Below are 16,723 nucleotides of genomic sequence, written 5' to 3' on the forward strand. Positions count from 1 at the left end.
CTCCGCTTATATTTTTTATCGCCCGGGAACCTGTCCAGGGCAGCGGAGCCATACTAGGCCTCCAAACTGACACCAGCCTGACAGACGCGCACAATTTCAATCTTTGCCAGACAACGCCGTTTCAGGGACAATCGCCCACATATGCGCATGCTACTCATAGAAGACAACGACACCCTCGCCGACGCCTGCCGCGAGTATTTCTGCAACCTGGGCCATCCGCTGGACTGGGCAGGTTCTGTCGAACAGGCGGAGCGCAACCTGTCGTTCGATGATTTCGACCTGCTGATTCTGGACATCAACCTGCCGGGGCGCAGCGGATACCAGTTACTGCAGAGCCTGAGGTCCCAGGGCAAAAGGATTCCGGTGCTCGTGCTGACGGCCCGGGCTGAGGTGGACGACCGTGTCAGTGCGCTGGATCTCGGTGCCGATGACTACCTGGTCAAGCCGTTCGATTTTCGAGAACTCGCAGCCCGCTGCAGGGCCCTGCTCAGACGCGAACGCGGCGACGCCAGCAACCAGATCCAGTGCGGCAATCTCACCTACGACCTGGCCGCCCAAAGCGCGCAGATCAACGGCCAGCCCATCGACCTGCGTCCGCGGGAAATACAACTGCTTGAGCTGTTTCTGAAAAACCTGGACCGGGTCCTGACCAAGGACGATATCGCCAACCGGCTTTATACCTTCAACGAAGCCTATACCCCCAATGCGATCGAGCAGGCCCTGACCCGCCTGCGCAAGCAGCTGGCCGATTCCACCCTGATCATCAAGACCATTCGCGGCCTGGGGTATCTCGCCCATGTCAACGACTGAGCCGGAATATTCACTGCGTCGACGCCTGGTAACGCGCACGGCTGTACTGCTGACGGTGGTATTCCTGATGCTCAGTTACGGCGTCTGGCATTATGCTCGCCAAGCCGCGAACTATTCGTACGACCGCCTGCTGAACAGCGCCAGCCTGTCGATCATGGAAGGAGTCTTCGTGCGCAACGGCGAGCCCGATCTGGACCTGCCCTACGCCGCCATGGAAATGATGCAGCTGGCACCGAGTGACAAAGTCTTTTACCAGGTGACTGATCAGGCCGGCATGCTCATTACGGGTTATTCGGATTTGCCCCGGCCGCCCGACTTTGCCCCCTCCGAAAAGCCCCACTTTTACAACGCCCGCTACAACGGTGAAGCCCTGCGCCTTGTCATGCAGAGCAAACGCCTCACCGAAGCCGGCGTTTCCGGCTGGGTTCATGTCACTCTGGCCCAAACCCGGAACGCCCGACAGGAACTGTTGGCCGACATTCTTTACAAGGCGCTGCTGACCCTGATTGGCGTCATGCTGCTTACCCTTGTGATCGTCTGGCTCGGCATTAATCGCGCGCTGCAGCCGTTAAGCCTTATTTCACGCACCCTGCGGCGGCGCCGCCCCTCCGATACGAGCCGGCTCAGTGCAACCCCGATCCAGGAGGTCGCCCCGCTGGTCGAAGCGATCAACAGCTACCAGCAGCAGTTACTGCACAACCTCGACACCATGAAAGTATTCATTGCCGACGCCAGCCACCAGATCCGTACCGCCCTGAGCGCCACTCAGGCACAACTCGATATCGCCGCCCAAGTCGCCGACCCGGCTACACTGCCACACAGGCTTGAAACGATTCGGCGGGAACACCTGCGCCTTACCCGCCTGACCAACCAGCTGCTGGCCCACGCCATGGTGGTACATCGTGGCGACACCCAGCAGCTGGCGCCCATCGATATTGATGCCCTGCTCAAACAGATTCTCACTGAATGTGTTCGCGACCATGCCCATTCGGATATCGAGTTTGGCTACCACTGCACCAGCACACAGACGCGAGTGCCGGCCGACAGCGTCAGCCTGCGCGAAGCCATCCGCAATCTGCTCGACAATGCCGTGCGCTATGGCCCCAGCAACAACCTGATCAGCCTGGCGCTGGAGCCTGCACCCAACGCGGGACTCGATATTATCGTCGATGACAGTGGCCCCGGAATTCCTCCCCATCTGCGTCGCCAGGCCCTGCAGCGTTTCAGCCGGCTAGCCTCGACGAAGGAAGGATCCGGCCTGGGCCTGGCCATCGTAGACGCCGTGGCCCAGGCCCATGGCGGCGAGCTGTTCATCGAAAGCAGCCCGGCGGGCGGGCTCAGAATCAGGCTGCGCCTGCCTGGACAATCCACATGAAAACACTCCTGCTTGGCCTTGCATCCCTGGCGCTGCTGGGTGCGCTTGTGCTTGGTCTATGGAAGCTCAATGGCAGCGGCCCTGAAAGCGACCTGACAACGGGCGAACGACAGTCGCTGTTAATCTACAGCGCCACCGATCGCACCGCCATCGCCCCGCTACTGGACGCATTTCAGGCCCGCCATCCCGCTGTCACCCTGGACTACCGGGAATTCAACACGATGGAGCTTGACCAGAAAATGCGCCAGCTTTCCGGCGACGAGTTCCCTGACCTGGTCATCAGTTCCGCCATGGACCTGCAGATACGGCTGGTCAATGACGGCTTTGCCCAGGCCTTTGAGAATCCGGTACTGAATGAACTGCCCGGCTGGGCGAACTGGCGTAACGAAGCCTTTGGCTTCAGTTATGAACCCATCGTGTTTGTCTACAACAAGGCGGCGTTCAACGGCAGAGACCTGCCCAGAACCCATGAGGACCTGGCCACTGCGCTGCGCAGTGACGGGCCTTTTTCCAGCACAGGGTCGGTTCCTACGATGTCCGCACATCCGGAGTTGGCTACCTGGTGGCATCACAGGATGAAGTCACCTCGAGCCTCAGTGGCCGGCTGCAGGAAAGCCTTGGGCGTGCCTTCACCCAGGTCTACTGTTGCACCGCCCAGATCCTGGACGCCATTAGCTCCGGTGAACTGGTGCTGGGTTACAACATGCTGGGCTCCTATGCGCTGGCCCGCGCCTACGCCGATCCACGCCTCGGCGTGATCGTGCCGCAGGATTATGCGCTGGTCGTCAGCCGCGTCGCCTTTATCCCCGAACAGGCGCCCAACCCGTCAGGCGCCAAGGCGCTGCTGCACTATATGCTGTCCCTCGAGGGACAGCAGGTGATTGCCCAGCATGGCGCCCTGGTCGCCATCCATCCCCAGGCCACCGGCCCCTACTCGGTCACCGCAGTGCAACAGCAGCAGACGGTAAGACAGCAGACACTCAACTTTCACCCCATTGCGCTGGGGCCTGCGCTGATGGTGTATCTTGATCAGTCAAAACGACGTCGTTTCGTGAATGAATGGCAAAATGCGCTACTGTATGACCCGATCGTTCCCTGACCGGCCGCCGTGCCGGCACCCACCGCCGCTTCTTAACGCTGGTACCGCTGAATCCTCTTTTCAGCCCAGGGTATCCAGCAGCGCCCTGGCGGCTTGCAAATCAGCGCTATCAAGACCTTCGCTGAAGCGCTGATAAACAGGCTCCAGCTGCTGCCGGGCAGCCCCGGTTTTTCCCTCACGCTGCCACAGGCGGGCCTGTTCCATTACCGCGCGCAGTTCAAGCATGCGGGCGCCCTGTTGGCCGGACAGGGCAATGGCCCGTGCAAAACAGCCCTCGGCTTCATCCATGGTCGACACTGTCAGCTGCGTACCTTTGCCCTCCTTCACTGCACGCTCCAGCCTGAGTACGCCACTTAACCGGTGCAATTCGGCCTCGAAATAGCGTTCCCCGTTATTCTGTGCCAGTGACAGCGCCTCGCTCACTGCCGTCTGGGCCTCGTCATACAGACCCGCCCTGATGAGGGTGTCGGTCAACAGGGCCATCAGGAAGGTACAGCCCAGTTCAGCGCCGTTGGAACGATAATCTGCAATCCCCTCGCGGATCTGCCTCAGCCCGCCATCGACATCGCCCGCTTCGGTGTGTACCCAGCCGAGCATTACGCTGGCCTGGGCAATCCAGTACGGAAAACCCTGTTCTGTCGAAAGCGCCACAGCGGCCTCGGCATGTTCCCGTACGCGCTCGACTTCGCCCAGCAACAGGTGAAACTCAGCGGCATAACCCAACGCGAATGCCAGGCTGAATGGATGGGCAACTTTCTCCGCCAGCGACAACATTTGCGCGCAGCGCACGCGGGCCTTATCCGGCTTGCCCGAGAACCACAGCACCCAGGCCATGAAATTGTGCGCCAGCACACCTGGGTCCATACCGTAGTCAAAACCGTGGCGCCCATGGTGCTTCGGGTCATAAGTGAGGCTGACGGCTTCGAGGTGGCGTCTGGCCTCGTCGAACTCACCAAGGAAAAAGCAGGTGGCGCCGATCGCGGCATGGGCTTCCAGCAACTGATCCGGTTCGGCGCTGCGCCTGGCTTCCTTGAGCAGCAGCAGGCCGACTTCGTGGGCACGCTGGTAGTCGGCGCGCAGATTGTAAAAACGCCTTAGCCCCACCAGCACGGAAAACAGCTGCGGCGCCTCGCCCAGTCGGCGCGCGAGGGTCAGTGCGCGGCCATAGGTCGCTTCCACCTCCGGCGCAACATACCCCATGCTGGCCATGTAAATGGGGCCCAGCAGGATCTGCAAGGCAAGTTCCTGATGATCACGCTGCGGCGATTCGGGCGATAGCAGCAGTAATTCCAGCGCCCGGCCAAGATGCGCCATGGCCTCCTTGTTGGCCGATCGCTGCGCGGCCTGATATCCCGCCCGTTGCAGATACTCGATCGCCTTTGCCGTGTTATCACTGTGGCTGTAATGCCAGGCCAGCTCACTGCAGTGCTGCTCAAGGTTGTCCTGAAACAGGGCTTCAATGGCCTGGGCCGTGCGCTCATGCAACTGGCGACGCCGCTCCCGCAGCAGAGTGCCGTAGGCGACCTGCTGTGTCAGTCCGTGCTTGAAGGTATATTCAATCTCTGGAAACGCCGGATGCTGGTAGATAAACTCCCCCGCCTGCAAGCGGGCAAGACCCCGGCGCAGCTGGTCTGCAGGCTGCTCGACTACACGCTGCACCAGGCTCCAGGTAAAATCCTTGCCCATGACGGCCAGCGTTTGCAGCAGTATTTTTTCCGCTGCCGACAGGCGATCAATACGCGCGCACAGCACCCCCTGTACCGTCGTCGGTATATGCAGATTCCCGGGCGCCTGCTTCAACCGGTAGTGCCCTGCGTTGCCACTGAGCAGCTGTTCCTCCACCAGCGTCTGCACCACCTCCTCGATGAAAAATGGATTGCCGCCGGTTTGCGCCAGAATTCGGGGCTTTAGCGTATCCAGGGATGCATCCTGCCCCAACAGCGCATTCAGCAGTTCGGCCGTCTCCTGCTGTCCCAGGGGCTCCAGTCGCAGCTCGGAATAGTTGCCATCCTGCACGGTGTCATGACGGTACTCAGGACGGTAATTCACCAACAGCAACATGCGTGCAGACAGCACTTTCGCGCGAAGGTAGTCCAAAAACGCCTCCGTTTCCTGATCCAGCCACTGCAGATCCTCGAACACCAGCTGCAGTGGCCGATCGACACTCTCGCGTTGCAGTACACGCCATAGCGCATCAAAGGTCCGGCGACGACGCAGCGCCGCATCCATCTGAGCGAGCGCCGAATTGGCTTCCGCCAGCCCCAGCAGGTAAAGCAGATAAGGCAGGCTGTCTTCCAGCGTACGATCCAGGGTGAGGATTTTTCCGGCAACCACCTCACGCTGGCGACGTTCATCATCCTGAGGGCTGAACTGCAGATAGTTACGCAACAATTCGATCAGTGGCCGGTACGCAAATGCCTTGCCATGGGACACCGAGAAGGTTTCCAGCACCAGGCAGCTTTTTTTGGATTGCAGCGTAAACTCGTAAAACAGCCGCGATTTTCCGACGCCCGGTTCACCAACCACCGCCACAACCTGGCCCCGCCCCGCACAGGCCTCATCAAGGGCGCGCTGCAACTGGGCAAGTTCCTGTCGGCGGCCGACAAAGGGCACCAGGCCTCGACTGGCCGCCACCTGCAGGCGGGTACGCAAGGGGCCGAGCCCCAGCACCTCGAACGCCTGTTGAGGTTCGGACATGCCTTTGACCGGCGTCACACCCAGCGGCCTGAAAGCCAGATAGCCATCGGTCAGCCGATAGGTCGACTCGCTGACGACGATGGAACCCGGTATGGCGATACCCTCCATTCTCGATGCGATATGGATCGTCTGCCCCACAGGGTCGTAATCGGTCTGCAGGCTGTCGGTGCGAATGGCCCGCACCACCACCTCGCCGGTATGAATACCGACGCGAATCTGCAGCGGTATGCCCTGATCCAGGCGAAGCCGGTCGGCATACTGGCGCATCGCATCCTGCATTCGAAGGGCCGCATAGAGTGCCCGTTGCGGGTGATCCTCATGCGCGATAGGCGCCCCGAACAGCGCAAGAATGCCATCGCCCAGAGACTTGGCCACATAGCCCTCGTAGTGATGCACCGCTTCCATCATCAGTGCCAGCACCGGATCAATCAATTGACGCACCTCCTCCGGATCCAGCCCCTGAATCAGTGCTGTGGAGCCGGCCATGTCGGCAAAGAGTACGGTGATGGTCTTGCGCTCGCCGCCCGCCGGGGCGCGGGCCTTCAATGCGGCCTGTTCTGCAAGGATACGTTCGGTAAGATGGGCCGGCGTGTAGCCAATGGGAGCTGACCGCGCGGCTTCGCGTGCACCAGAATCAGCAGGGCGTACGCTTGCACCGCCCAGAGGTGCACCGCATTCACTGCAAAACTTCGCCGATGGCGCGACCTTATTGCCACAGGCCGGACACACAGCATCCAGCGGCGCAGCACACTGACTACACACCCGTGCGCCCGGGGGATTCTCAAAGGCGCATTGACTACAGATCATAGGACCTCTCAACTACCCGGTAGCGCCGTAAACGACGGTAAAACCGGTACACAAGCCTGTGTCTGTCAGTCCGTTGAAAATGCGGCGCCTCTGCTCGCACAGTGGCACTATTAACCCGGCGGGTTGCTACATAAAGTGCGCGGTATCACCGTCCGGGATGACGAAAACCTTGCATTGCACGACCCAATGCAAGGGGCCGTACTTCCTGTAGATAGTGGTAAACGGGTCGAAAACCTATTTTCCCACCAGGTTAACAAGCAGCGCCTTCAACAGGATGTCGATCTCGGCGCCACAACCGCTAACCGGGCGCTAACGATTGCTCTAACAACGCCCTGTCAGTCATTGAAAGCATAGTCCCTATCACTGCCGCACAGTACAGCCCCTGTTTTCTTTATCCATTAATCATGCGGTAACTGTCGGGCCCCTGATCAAGCGCTGCGCGATCCGCGTACCGCTCCACCGACCCCGACAATAGTCTAAACGGACTTGATTTGCCGGCCGGAACAGCCTGTAATCAAGCCTCCCCAACGGCTACTGGCACCTCATTTTTAACTGTGCCCGGCGCAAACGCCAACCGCCAGAGCCCGCATCCAGGACTGGAGAACAGACCATGAGTCATGATGTTGTTGTACTAAGCGCAGCCCGTTCCGGCATTGGCACCTTTGGCGGTGGACTGAGCCAGATCGAACCGGCGGAACTGGCCGGCCAGGTGATGAAGGCTGCGGTGGAACGCTCCGGCGCCGACCCGCAACAAATCAACTATGTGACCGCAGGCCACTGCATTCCCACCGACTCGCGCTTCGCCTATGTGGCGCGCGTGGCCTCGATTCAGGCGGGTCTGCCGATGGAGTCGGTCGCCATGGCGGTCAACCGCCTGTGCAGCTCGGGCCTGCAGGCCATCGTATCCACCTCCCAGTCCATCATGCTTGGCGACTGTGAGTACGGCGTCGGTGGCGGCGTTGAAGTGATGTCCCGCGCCGGCTACCTGTCGCCGGCCATGCGTTCCGGTGCGCGCATGGGCGATACGACCATGATCGACATGATGGTCGCGACCCTCAATGACCCCTTCGGCGTCGGCCATATGGGCATTACCGCCGAGAACCTGGCGGAAAAATGGAACCTGAGCCGTGAAGACCAGGATGCCGTGGCCGTGGAGTCCCACCGTCGCGCAGCACTCGCCATCGAGGAAGGCCGCTTCAAGTCCCAGATCGTGCCGGTGACGCTGAAGAGCCGCAAGGGCGATATCACGTTCGAGACCGACGAGCACGTTAAGCCCGGTACCACCCTGGAAGGCCTGGCCAAGATGCGCCCGGCGTTCAAGAAGGACGGCACCGTCACCGCCGGCAATGCCTCCGGACTCAATGATGGCGCGGCCTTCATGGTGCTGGCCAATGCCGAAACGGCTGCCAAAGCCGGCCAGACACCGCTGGCCCGTCTGGTGTCCTACGCCGTTGCCGGCGTTCCTAACCACATCATGGGTGAAGGCCCGATTCCGGCCTCGCGCCTGGCACTGAAAAAAGCCGGCCTCAGCCTCAACCAGATGGATGTGATCGAGTCCAACGAAGCCTTCGCCGCCCAAGCCCTGTCCGTGGCCAAGGGGCTGGAACTGGACCCGGCCAAAACCAACCCCAACGGCGGTGCCATCGCCCTGGGTCACCCGATCGGCTGTTCCGGCGCCTTTATCGCTACCAAGGCCATCTATGAGCTGCACCGTACCGGTGGCAAATACGCCCTGGTGACCATGTGCATCGGCGGCGGTCAGGGCATCGCAGTGATCTTCGAGCGTCTCTGATAGGCAATTAGGTAACCAAACCGCGCCGGCATAAGCCAATCGGCTGTTCCGGCGCGGCTCTCCAATTCAAGACGACCACCAAGGCCATTCATGAGCTGCACCCCCATCCCCATCAACGAACCGGCAAGTACGCCCTGGCAAGCAGGTGCATCGGCGGCGGTCAGGGCATCGCAGTGATCTTCGAGCGTCTCTGATAGGCGATTAGGTGACCAAACCGCGCCGGCATAAAGTCAATCGGCTGTTCCGGCGCGGCTCTCCAATTCAGGACGACCACCAAGGCCATCTATGGGCTGCACCGCCCATCCCCATCAACGAACCGGCAAGTACGCCCTGGCAAGCTGGTGCATCGGCGATAGTCAGGGCATCGCGGTAATCTTCGAGCGTCTCTGATACACAACCTGATCTGGCCCAAAAACAGCTTCCCTGCTATTCCCGCCGCAAAACACATCTCTTAAGTAATCGAAAAATAACTATTTTATCGACACTACACCGTCGATACAGCCGTATCTTGGCGTTATCAACGTAAGCGCAAGGTAAACAGGAAGCAGTGCACAGCGTGGTTTGCATGTAACGGATAAAACGGTGCAGACAATGGCTATTGCCGCAACCGCCCTCCATTCAACAATAACTCTCCCGCTATAAAACGAATACTCAAGGGAGTCTTCCGCCATGCAAAACAAAAAAAACAGACTGCGCAACCTGGTGACAACCTGCGCGACCGCTGGCCTGATCAGTGCCGGGGCCGCCATTGCCGCAGAGCCTGTCAAAGTCGGCGTCATGCTGCCCTTCAGTGGTGTCTATGCCGCTCTTGGCGACGCCGGACGCAATGGTTTGAAAATGGCGCTGCAGGAAAATACCGCCCAGCTGCACGGCCGCAAAATTGAATTTCTGGAAATGGATACCGAAGCCAAACCAGAGCGCGCGCCGGAACTGGCCTCTTCCCTGCTCGACAAGGACAAGGCCGACTTCATTATCGGACCGGTGCATTCCGGTGTTGCCATGGGCATGTCCAAGGTACTGCGCAACAAGGATGCGATCATGATCATTCCCAATGCCGGTGCCGCGGCAGCGACAGGCCCGCTCTGTGCGCCCAACGTATTTCGCACCTCGTTCTCGTCCTGGCAGCCGTCCTACCCCATGGGCAAGGTGGCGCTCGATGCCGGCTACAAAAAAGTCGTCACCATGAGCTGGAACTACGGCATGGGCAAGGAAAGCCTGGACGCGTTTGAAGAATCCTTCACCGCCGGCGGTGGTGAGATCGTCAAGAAGATCCTGGTACCCTTCCCCAAAACCGAATTCCAGCCCTACATTACCGATATCGCCGCGACCGCGCCGGACGCGGTGTTCGTGTTCTTTGCCGGTGGCGGCGCTGTCAAATTCGTCAAGGATTACGCGGCCCTGGGCCTTAACGGCAAGATTCCATTGCTGGGGTCGGGCTTTTTGACAGAAGGCACCCTGGAAGCCCAGGGCGATTCCGCCGAAGGCATTCTCACCACCCTGCACTATGCCGACAACCTGGATAATCCGGCTAACAAGAAATTCCGCCAGAACTACCAGGACAGCTTTGGCAAGCCGGCCGATATCTATGCAGTACAGGGCTACGACGCGGGCCTGCTGATTGCCCAGGCCATAAACACCCTGGGCGGCGATATCAGCGATCGCAAGGCACTGATTCAAGCCATGGAGTCCAGCACCATCGACAGCCCGCGCGGCAAATTCACGTTTTCAAAGGCGCATAACCCGGTGCAGGATATCTATCTGCGCAAGGTTGAGCACGGCGAAAACCAGGTGCTGAGCATCGCCGCCCAGGCCCTTGAAGATCCGGCCCGCGGCTGCAAACTCTAAGCCCCCTTTCCTGCAATCAACCTGAGCGAGCCCCCTTGCGGGCTCGTACAGGTTACCCGTTGCCGCCATGCCTCAAAAAGGCCATGCGCGGGCAGCCGGACAACCTGGCGCACGACGATGGATATAACCCTGTTTCTGTTCCAACTTATGAACGGCGTGCAGTATGGTCTGCTGCTGTTTCTGATCGCCTCAGGCCTGACACTTGTGTTTGGTGTCATGGGCATTCTCAACCTGGCTCACGGCTCCATGTATATGGTTGGTGCCTACCTGGCCTACTACTTCGTCAACACGACCGGCAGTTTCGGTGTGGCGGCGGTGATTTCAGCCATTATTGCGCTTTTGCTCGGCATTCTGATCGAGCGCACCCTGATCATCCGCCTGTACCGGCGCAATCACCTTGACCAGGTACTGCTAACCATCGGTTTGATCTTCGTGTTCAATGCGCTGCAAAGTCTGCTCTGGGGTAACGACCCTCTGGGCGTGACCGTACCGACTTGGCTCGACGGCGCCATCCCGTTGACTGACATGATCGAATACCCCGTATACCGACTGTTCGTGTCACTCCTGTGCATTCTGATTGGCATTGGCATGTACCTGACCATCAACCGTACCCGACTTGGCATGCTGATTCGTGCCGGCGAGTCCAACCGCGATATGGTTGAATGCCTGGGAGTAAACATCAACCGCCTCTACACCCTGGTGTTTGCCACCGGTGTGGCGCTGGCCGCCATCGCCGGCATCGTCTCGGCACCCATGGTCTCCGTTGTGCCCGGCATGGGCGAACACGTGCTGATCGCCTGCTTTGTAGTGGTGGTCATCGGCGGCATGGGCTCCATCAAGGGCGCTTTTGTCGGTGCCCTGATGGTGGGCATTGTCGATACCTTTTCCTCGATCATGCTCCCGCAGTTGTCCAGCATGATGATCTATATCCTGATGGCGGTTGTGCTGCTGGTGAAGCCCAAGGGGCTCTTTGCGCATTGAGCGCGTCAACTCAGCTCGCCAATCAAGTCTGGAGAAAATTGCATGTTTACCAATCGCGCGGAAAAACTGTTTGTCTGGGTGTTCTTCCCACTGGCGTTGTTAATGCCACTGCTGCTGGAACAGAACACTTTTTATGTAAACAAATTGGCGACCATCCTGATTCTGTCAATCTTTGTCATGTCGCTGGATTACCTGGTAGGCCGTTGCGGCCTGGTTACCCTCGGCCATGCGCTGTTTTATGGCCTGGGCGGCTATCTATTCGTGATGCTAACGCCCGAATATGAAGCGGTCAATTTCTGGGTTTATACCTTCTATGTACTGGCAATCGCCTCGCTGATCGCCCTTGTCGTTGGCTTTATCGTGCTGCGAACCAGTGGCATCTACATGATCATGATCACACTGGCACTGGCGCAGATGTGCTTCTATTTCTTCTCGGATTCAACGGATTTTGGCGGTAACGACGGCGTATTTATTTATATCAAACCCGAGACCGACGTTTTTGGCCTGAGTCTGTTTGATCTCGATAACCCGGTACATTTTTACTACCTGTGCCTGTTGTCGCTGTTTAACGTGTTGCTGTTTTTCAAGCTGGTCATGCGCTCCAAGTTTGGCCGCATAGTCGATGCCGTGCAGGAAAATCCAGAGCGCACCACGGCGCTCGGCTACAACGTGTTCCATTTTCGCCTCGCCAGCTACGTGATTGCCTCGGCACTGGGTGCCTACGCAGGCTACCTGTTCGCACTGCAGTACGGCTTCGTGAACCCGTCGATGCTGTCGTGGCAGACATCCGGCACCGCGCTGGTGATGTCGATACTCGGCGGCATGGGGACCCTCTACGGTGCCATTCTCGGTACCTTCGTCTACGAGGGGCTGCATTATGGCTTCGAACACCTGACCGAGAACTGGATGCTGCCCATGGGGGTGCTGATCATCCTGATGGTACTGGCATTCAGGCATGGCCTGGCCGGATATCTGGAATCCCTGGTGGAGAAACGCAAATGACCAGTCATACCCCATTGCAACCCGCCGCCCTCACCGAATCCCTCACACCACGGGGCCTGGCGAGCGAAACCAAAGTGGTGCTCGAAACCGAAGGCCTGTGCAAATACTGGGGCGGACTCAAGGCCCTTGACGACCTGTCGCTGCAGTTTCGCGACAGCCAGTTGCATGGCATTGTCGGCCCCAACGGGGCCGGCAAGAGCACTCTGCTCAACCTTTTATGCGGCACCTACAAGCCAACCCGGGGGCGAATTCTGCATCTCGGTGATGCCATTGATTCGATCAAGCCCCATGAGTTCAGCCGCCGTGGCATTGGCCGGGGGTTTCAAAAAACCAATATTTATCCCAGCGCGACCTGCCTGGAAAACTGCAGCATCGCAGCGCAGCGCCGCGTCGGGGGCAGCTTCAATATTTTCCGTTCGCGCCACAGCGAAAAACTCCTCACCGAGATGGCGGAACAGGCACTGGCGAAAGTGGGGCTGGAACATCGGCGCGATGCGGTAGCTTCGCGCATCAGCTACGGTGAGCAGCGACAGCTGGAAATCGCCACGGTGCTGGCCACCGCCCCCTCGGTACTGCTGCTCGATGAGCCCATGGCCGGTATGGGCCATGAAGAGTCGCAGCTAATCATCGCCCTGCTCAAGACCCTGAAGCAGGACTACTGCATCGTACTGGTGGAACACGACATGGACGCGGTATTTGAGCTGTCGGATCAGCTCACCGTGATGGTCGATGGCCAGCACCTGATCACCGGCACGGTAGACCAGGTGCGTGACGATAAACGAGTCAAAGAAGCCTATCTGGGCCAGGGCGACGAGGTGATATGAGATGAGCAATTTTCTGGCGAATTATCATCAGCGTAATCTGCATACGCTTTACGGTGACAGCCTGGCGGTAAGAGGCATTCGAACATGAGCAATTTACTTGAAGTACGGAGCTTGCATACCCTGTATGGCGCCAGCCACGTCTTGCACGGTGTTTCATTCGACATCAAGCAGGGCCAGGCCGTCAGTTTGATGGGACGCAATGGCATGGGCAAGACAACCACGCTCAAATCCATCCTTGGCGTACTGACACCGCGCAGTGGTCAGGTTCGCTTTCAGAATGAAGACATCGACGCCCTGCCCACCTGGCAGCGCATGCGACGCGATATCGCCTATGTGCCCGAAGGGCGTGGCATGTTTCACAATCTTACGGTGAAAGAGCACCTGCAGATGGCGGCGCGCCCCAACCGCCGGCGTGAAGTGCTGTGGGATTACGACCGGGTACTGGCAACCTTTCCCCGACTGCAGGAACGCCTCACCAATCTCGGGACCCAGTTGTCCGGCGGCGAGCAGCAGATGCTTGCCATTGGCCGCGCCCTGATGACCAACCCGGACCTGCTGATTCTTGACGAAGCCACCGAAGGGCTCGCACCGCTGATCCGCAAGGAAATATGGGATGTCATCCGCACGATCAAGGCCAGCGGTGTCTCCACCCTGATTGTCGACAAAAACATCCAGGTGCTGGAGAAAATATGCGATCACCATATCGTGCTGGTAAAGGGTCGTGTCGTATTTGAGGGCGACAGCCAGCAACTGCTGGCAAAACGCGACGAAGTGGAATCGCACCTGGGCGTGTAACACCGCGGCGGGGCGCAGGCCTTGGTCGCCTCGCCAACGGTTGACTGCAGCAGCATCTGCATTGCAGACTGCGCACCATTCAGAGAACGGTGTTATTAATCTGGCGACAAAACAGACCTTGCTGTGCTGTTGCATTTTGTGGGGTGACGGACAACCAGGTAGGGAACCTATTTGTCCACCAGGTTAATACTACTATGCTGCGATACACGGGCGTTTGACAGCAACGCAAAGGACGAAGGTAAAAAGATGCCAGCCAAGATGTCAGAAGCTTCGGACGACAAGCACAGCCGCCAGGGTATCGGTTCACTGGAAATCGGGCTGCGGGTACTTAACGAAATCGCATTTTCCCCCAAGCCGTTGAGCCTGAAAGAGCTGTCCGATCAACTGGAGCTATCTTCGAGCCGGCTGCACAAGTACCTTATCAGCCTCAGTCGCATGAATTACATTGTGCAGGTTCAGAACGCGCGTTACACCCTGGCCTCCGCCAGCCTGACGCTCGGAATGGCGGCGCTCAAGCGCATTGATCCCATGCCCATTACCTTCGATGCTGCGACAAGGCTTAACCTTGCCACGGATCGCACCGTATCGGTGGCGATCTGGAACGGCAACATGCCACTGATCGTCAAATGGCTGGATTCCAGCCAGGTACTGGCGGTGAACATACGCCTTGGTAGCGAGCTATCGCCCTTCTTCTCCGCTGCCGGCCGGCTGTTTCTGGCCCACCTGCCCCACGACCGGCAGCACCAGATCATCGACGACTATTACCAGTCTCCCAAAGCTCTGCCCCGTCTCAAGGGCAAACAGCTGAACAGGGAGGAGTTTTACACGCTGATGGAAGCAATAAAGGATGACAACCTGTCCTGCTTCTACGGTGACTTTCTGCCGGATATCAACGTTATCGCCAGTCCGGTATTCAATCTCAGCGGGCAGATACAGGCGGTGATCAGTCTGATGGGGATGGCCAGTGACACCGACGTGCGCCCCGGGCAGCGCCTGGAACGCCTGCTGTCCGCCACGGTGCGCGGCACCACCAAGCTCATTTGTGGCACTGCCGTATGAACGCTGTTCGCCGCTATATATACCGCGGCTAGCGTACCCGGCGCAGGGTTTCGGATGGCAGCTCACCGAACATCTTGCGATAGTCCGATGAGAAGCGCCCCAGGTGGCTAAAACCGTAATCCAGGGCAACCTCGGTTACGTTGCGTGCATTAATTCCCTGCTTCAGGTCGGCATGCAGGCACTGCAGTTTCATCTGCTTGATAAATAGCTTCGGGGTAACGCCCACCTCGCGGGCGAACACGTTGTAGAGGCTGCGCACACTCACGTTACACAGCACAGCCAGCTCTTCGACGGTCACCTCGTCGCGGATGTGCTCCTGCAGATAACGCCGAATAAGCGCCAGCGATCCATCTGCACCACACGCGGCATTGTCTTTTGCCAGATTACAGGGGAACACCGTCAGCAGCTTGTTGGCCAGCAGGTCAGCGTAGGCGCCGGATACGCTGGCAGTATCGCTACCGCTCTCGGACGCCTCTTCATACACCGCTTCAACCAGACGCATAAACGCCATGGACGCATCCAGGTTCATGACCTGACGCTGAAAACGCAGCCCATCGCGGGGCAACGCGCGGCCATTTTCAACGCAGGCGGCCTTGAGAACGGACTCGGGAATTTTGACAATCAGCTTCTGGCAATCTTCGGAATAGGTCAGATCACTTCTTTCGTGTGGATTCATCATCAGCGCCTGTCCGGCGGACAATGACAACCGATCCTCATCGAAATTCCAGATGCAGTAGCCGCTGGTAACCACCTGCAGGTGGTAGACCTCTTCCAGATCCGGCGAGTGGACCCGCACCTTGCCGCCATATGAGATATGCGACAGGCCCAGGCGGGCAAAACTGGCATAGCGCAGCGACGACTTCATCTTGCCCGAGCCTAGCAGCGCAAGACGATGCTGCCCGATATGGGTGTTGACGTAGTCCGACACGTCCTCGGGGCACACACCCTTGCGTACGACACTGTTGGACAGCAGGTGATTCAGCATCCGTAACACCTTATTTATCATTATTGTAATTGCGTTAATTATATGTGAATGATCAAATCGACTCAACCGCGCCCGCCATGAAAACGCTTCACGCCGGGCATGTGCGGATTCGAGGCCGTAGCTGTACTTAACACAGAAAAGTCTGGATGCCCTCTGTGCCCCTTCTGACCTGCCCCACAATTCTTAACCACTTCGTACTGGAAAATCAGATAAAAACTCTATTTCCTGGTGTCAGCTTCCTAGTCGTCCCTAAAAACTGCATTCTGAATACATAAGCGCACTTGTCCGCCGGTCGCATCATGAATGCATCACCACAAGGTGACGTTCAAGCGGCAAGCACCCGCCCGGTGAGCGGTAAATTGTGCTTAGGGGATAGGCCTATCGGTGGGTCACTCTAGAACCGGGTTAGGTGGAGAGTCTGGTTCACTGCCGCAACGCGGCGAGCTCTCACTCAGGCAAATCGGACCAGACAAACTCCACGGGTGAAACAGTGGGAATTGCAACATTCTGCGAGTACGCGTCGGTCGGTGGTTCGCGGTGCAGGACTCCCTCAATCTGGACTCGGCTGCCAACGAGTTCAGTCCGTTCGTCTGCAGACCGACCGTTCTTGTGCTGCCAGAAAGAGTTTAGAAGGATAGAGGTGCCGTCGTTT

General features: G+C 58.6%; 14 protein-coding genes. 12 read left to right on the top strand and 2 right to left on the bottom strand.

Annotated features, from left to right (window positions below; translation table 11 throughout):
• Positions 1-141: 141 nt before the first annotated feature.
• From F451_RS0118005 to F451_RS28475, 4 genes are read left to right on the top strand one after another with little or no spacing between them, the layout of a single operon-like run.
• On the top strand, positions 142-810 hold the full coding sequence (locus tag F451_RS0118005; protein ID WP_020682801.1) for a response regulator transcription factor: 669 nt from the start codon (positions 142-144) through the stop codon (positions 808-810).
• The gene (locus F451_RS0118010) at positions 797-2,185 is read left to right on the top strand and encodes a sensor histidine kinase (RefSeq protein ID WP_020682802.1); all 1,389 of its coding nucleotides are present in this window, start codon (positions 797-799) and stop codon (positions 2,183-2,185) included. Before F451_RS0118005 ends, F451_RS0118010 begins: the two co-directional genes overlap by 14 nt.
• Positions 2,182-2,943 (top strand): ABC transporter substrate-binding protein, encoded by a 762-nt coding sequence (locus F451_RS27840; RefSeq protein WP_240476511.1) that lies wholly within the window; start codon positions 2,182-2,184, stop codon positions 2,941-2,943. The genes F451_RS0118010 and F451_RS27840 overlap by 4 nt, the downstream gene beginning before the upstream one ends.
• Positions 2,889-3,284, top strand: a complete 396-nt coding sequence (locus F451_RS28475; protein ID WP_240476512.1) for a hypothetical protein — start codon at positions 2,889-2,891, stop codon at positions 3,282-3,284. The genes F451_RS27840 and F451_RS28475 overlap by 55 nt, the downstream gene beginning before the upstream one ends.
• Positions 3,285-3,344: 60 nt before the next feature.
• On the opposite strand, the gene F451_RS0118020 is transcribed toward F451_RS28475, so the two are convergent.
• Positions 3,345-6,788, bottom strand: a complete 3,444-nt coding sequence (locus F451_RS0118020) for an adenylate/guanylate cyclase domain-containing protein (protein WP_026291871.1) — start codon at positions 6,786-6,788, stop codon at positions 3,345-3,347.
• 610 nt (positions 6,789-7,398) lie between these two features.
• Between F451_RS0118020 and F451_RS0118025 the strand changes: the two genes are divergently transcribed.
• The 8 genes from F451_RS0118025 (at position 7,399) to F451_RS0118055 (ending at position 15,086) form a co-directional block, all read left to right on the top strand.
• Positions 7,399-8,580, top strand: coding sequence for an acetyl-CoA C-acyltransferase family protein (locus F451_RS0118025; RefSeq protein ID WP_020682806.1), 1,182 nt, complete (start codon positions 7,399-7,401; stop codon positions 8,578-8,580).
• Positions 8,581-8,618: 38 nt separating this feature from the next.
• The gene (locus F451_RS27320; RefSeq protein WP_083928481.1) at positions 8,619-8,774 is read left to right on the top strand and encodes a hypothetical protein; all 156 of its coding nucleotides are present in this window, start codon (positions 8,619-8,621) and stop codon (positions 8,772-8,774) included.
• 475 nt (positions 8,775-9,249) lie between these two features.
• Positions 9,250-10,425 carry an ABC transporter substrate-binding protein gene (locus tag F451_RS0118030; protein WP_020682807.1) on the top strand — a complete coding sequence of 392 codons (1,176 nt, stop codon included), beginning with the start codon at positions 9,250-9,252 and terminating at the stop codon, positions 10,423-10,425.
• Between the two features lie 117 nt (positions 10,426-10,542).
• Positions 10,543-11,406 carry a branched-chain amino acid ABC transporter permease gene (locus F451_RS0118035; protein ID WP_020682808.1) on the top strand — a complete coding sequence of 288 codons (864 nt, stop codon included), beginning with the start codon at positions 10,543-10,545 and terminating at the stop codon, positions 11,404-11,406.
• 42 nt (positions 11,407-11,448) lie between these two features.
• Entirely contained in the window at positions 11,449-12,408 is a 960-nt protein-coding gene (locus F451_RS0118040; protein ID WP_020682809.1) for a branched-chain amino acid ABC transporter permease, read from the top strand.
• Positions 12,405-13,232, top strand: a complete 828-nt coding sequence (locus F451_RS0118045) for an ABC transporter ATP-binding protein (protein ID WP_020682810.1) — start codon at positions 12,405-12,407, stop codon at positions 13,230-13,232. The genes F451_RS0118040 and F451_RS0118045 overlap by 4 nt, the downstream gene beginning before the upstream one ends.
• Positions 13,233-13,316: 84 nt before the next feature.
• Entirely contained in the window at positions 13,317-14,027 is a 711-nt protein-coding gene (locus F451_RS0118050) for an ABC transporter ATP-binding protein (protein WP_020682811.1), read from the top strand.
• A 258-nt stretch (positions 14,028-14,285) separates the two neighbouring features.
• Positions 14,286-15,086 (top strand): IclR family transcriptional regulator, encoded by an 801-nt coding sequence (locus F451_RS0118055; RefSeq protein ID WP_169434534.1) that lies wholly within the window; start codon positions 14,286-14,288, stop codon positions 15,084-15,086.
• 28 nt (positions 15,087-15,114) lie between these two features.
• Here F451_RS0118055 and F451_RS0118060 read toward each other — a convergent pair whose 3' ends face one another.
• Complete coding sequence (locus F451_RS0118060; RefSeq protein ID WP_020682813.1) at positions 15,115-16,071, bottom strand: AraC family transcriptional regulator; 957 nt, start codon at positions 16,069-16,071, stop codon at positions 15,115-15,117.
• Positions 16,072-16,723: the final 652 nt, after the last annotated feature.

Origin of the sequence: Marinobacterium rhizophilum DSM 18822, assembly GCF_000378045.1 — a bacterium.
In the GTDB taxonomy this organism is placed as follows: domain Bacteria; phylum Pseudomonadota; class Gammaproteobacteria; order Pseudomonadales; family Balneatricaceae; genus Marinobacterium_A; species Marinobacterium_A rhizophilum.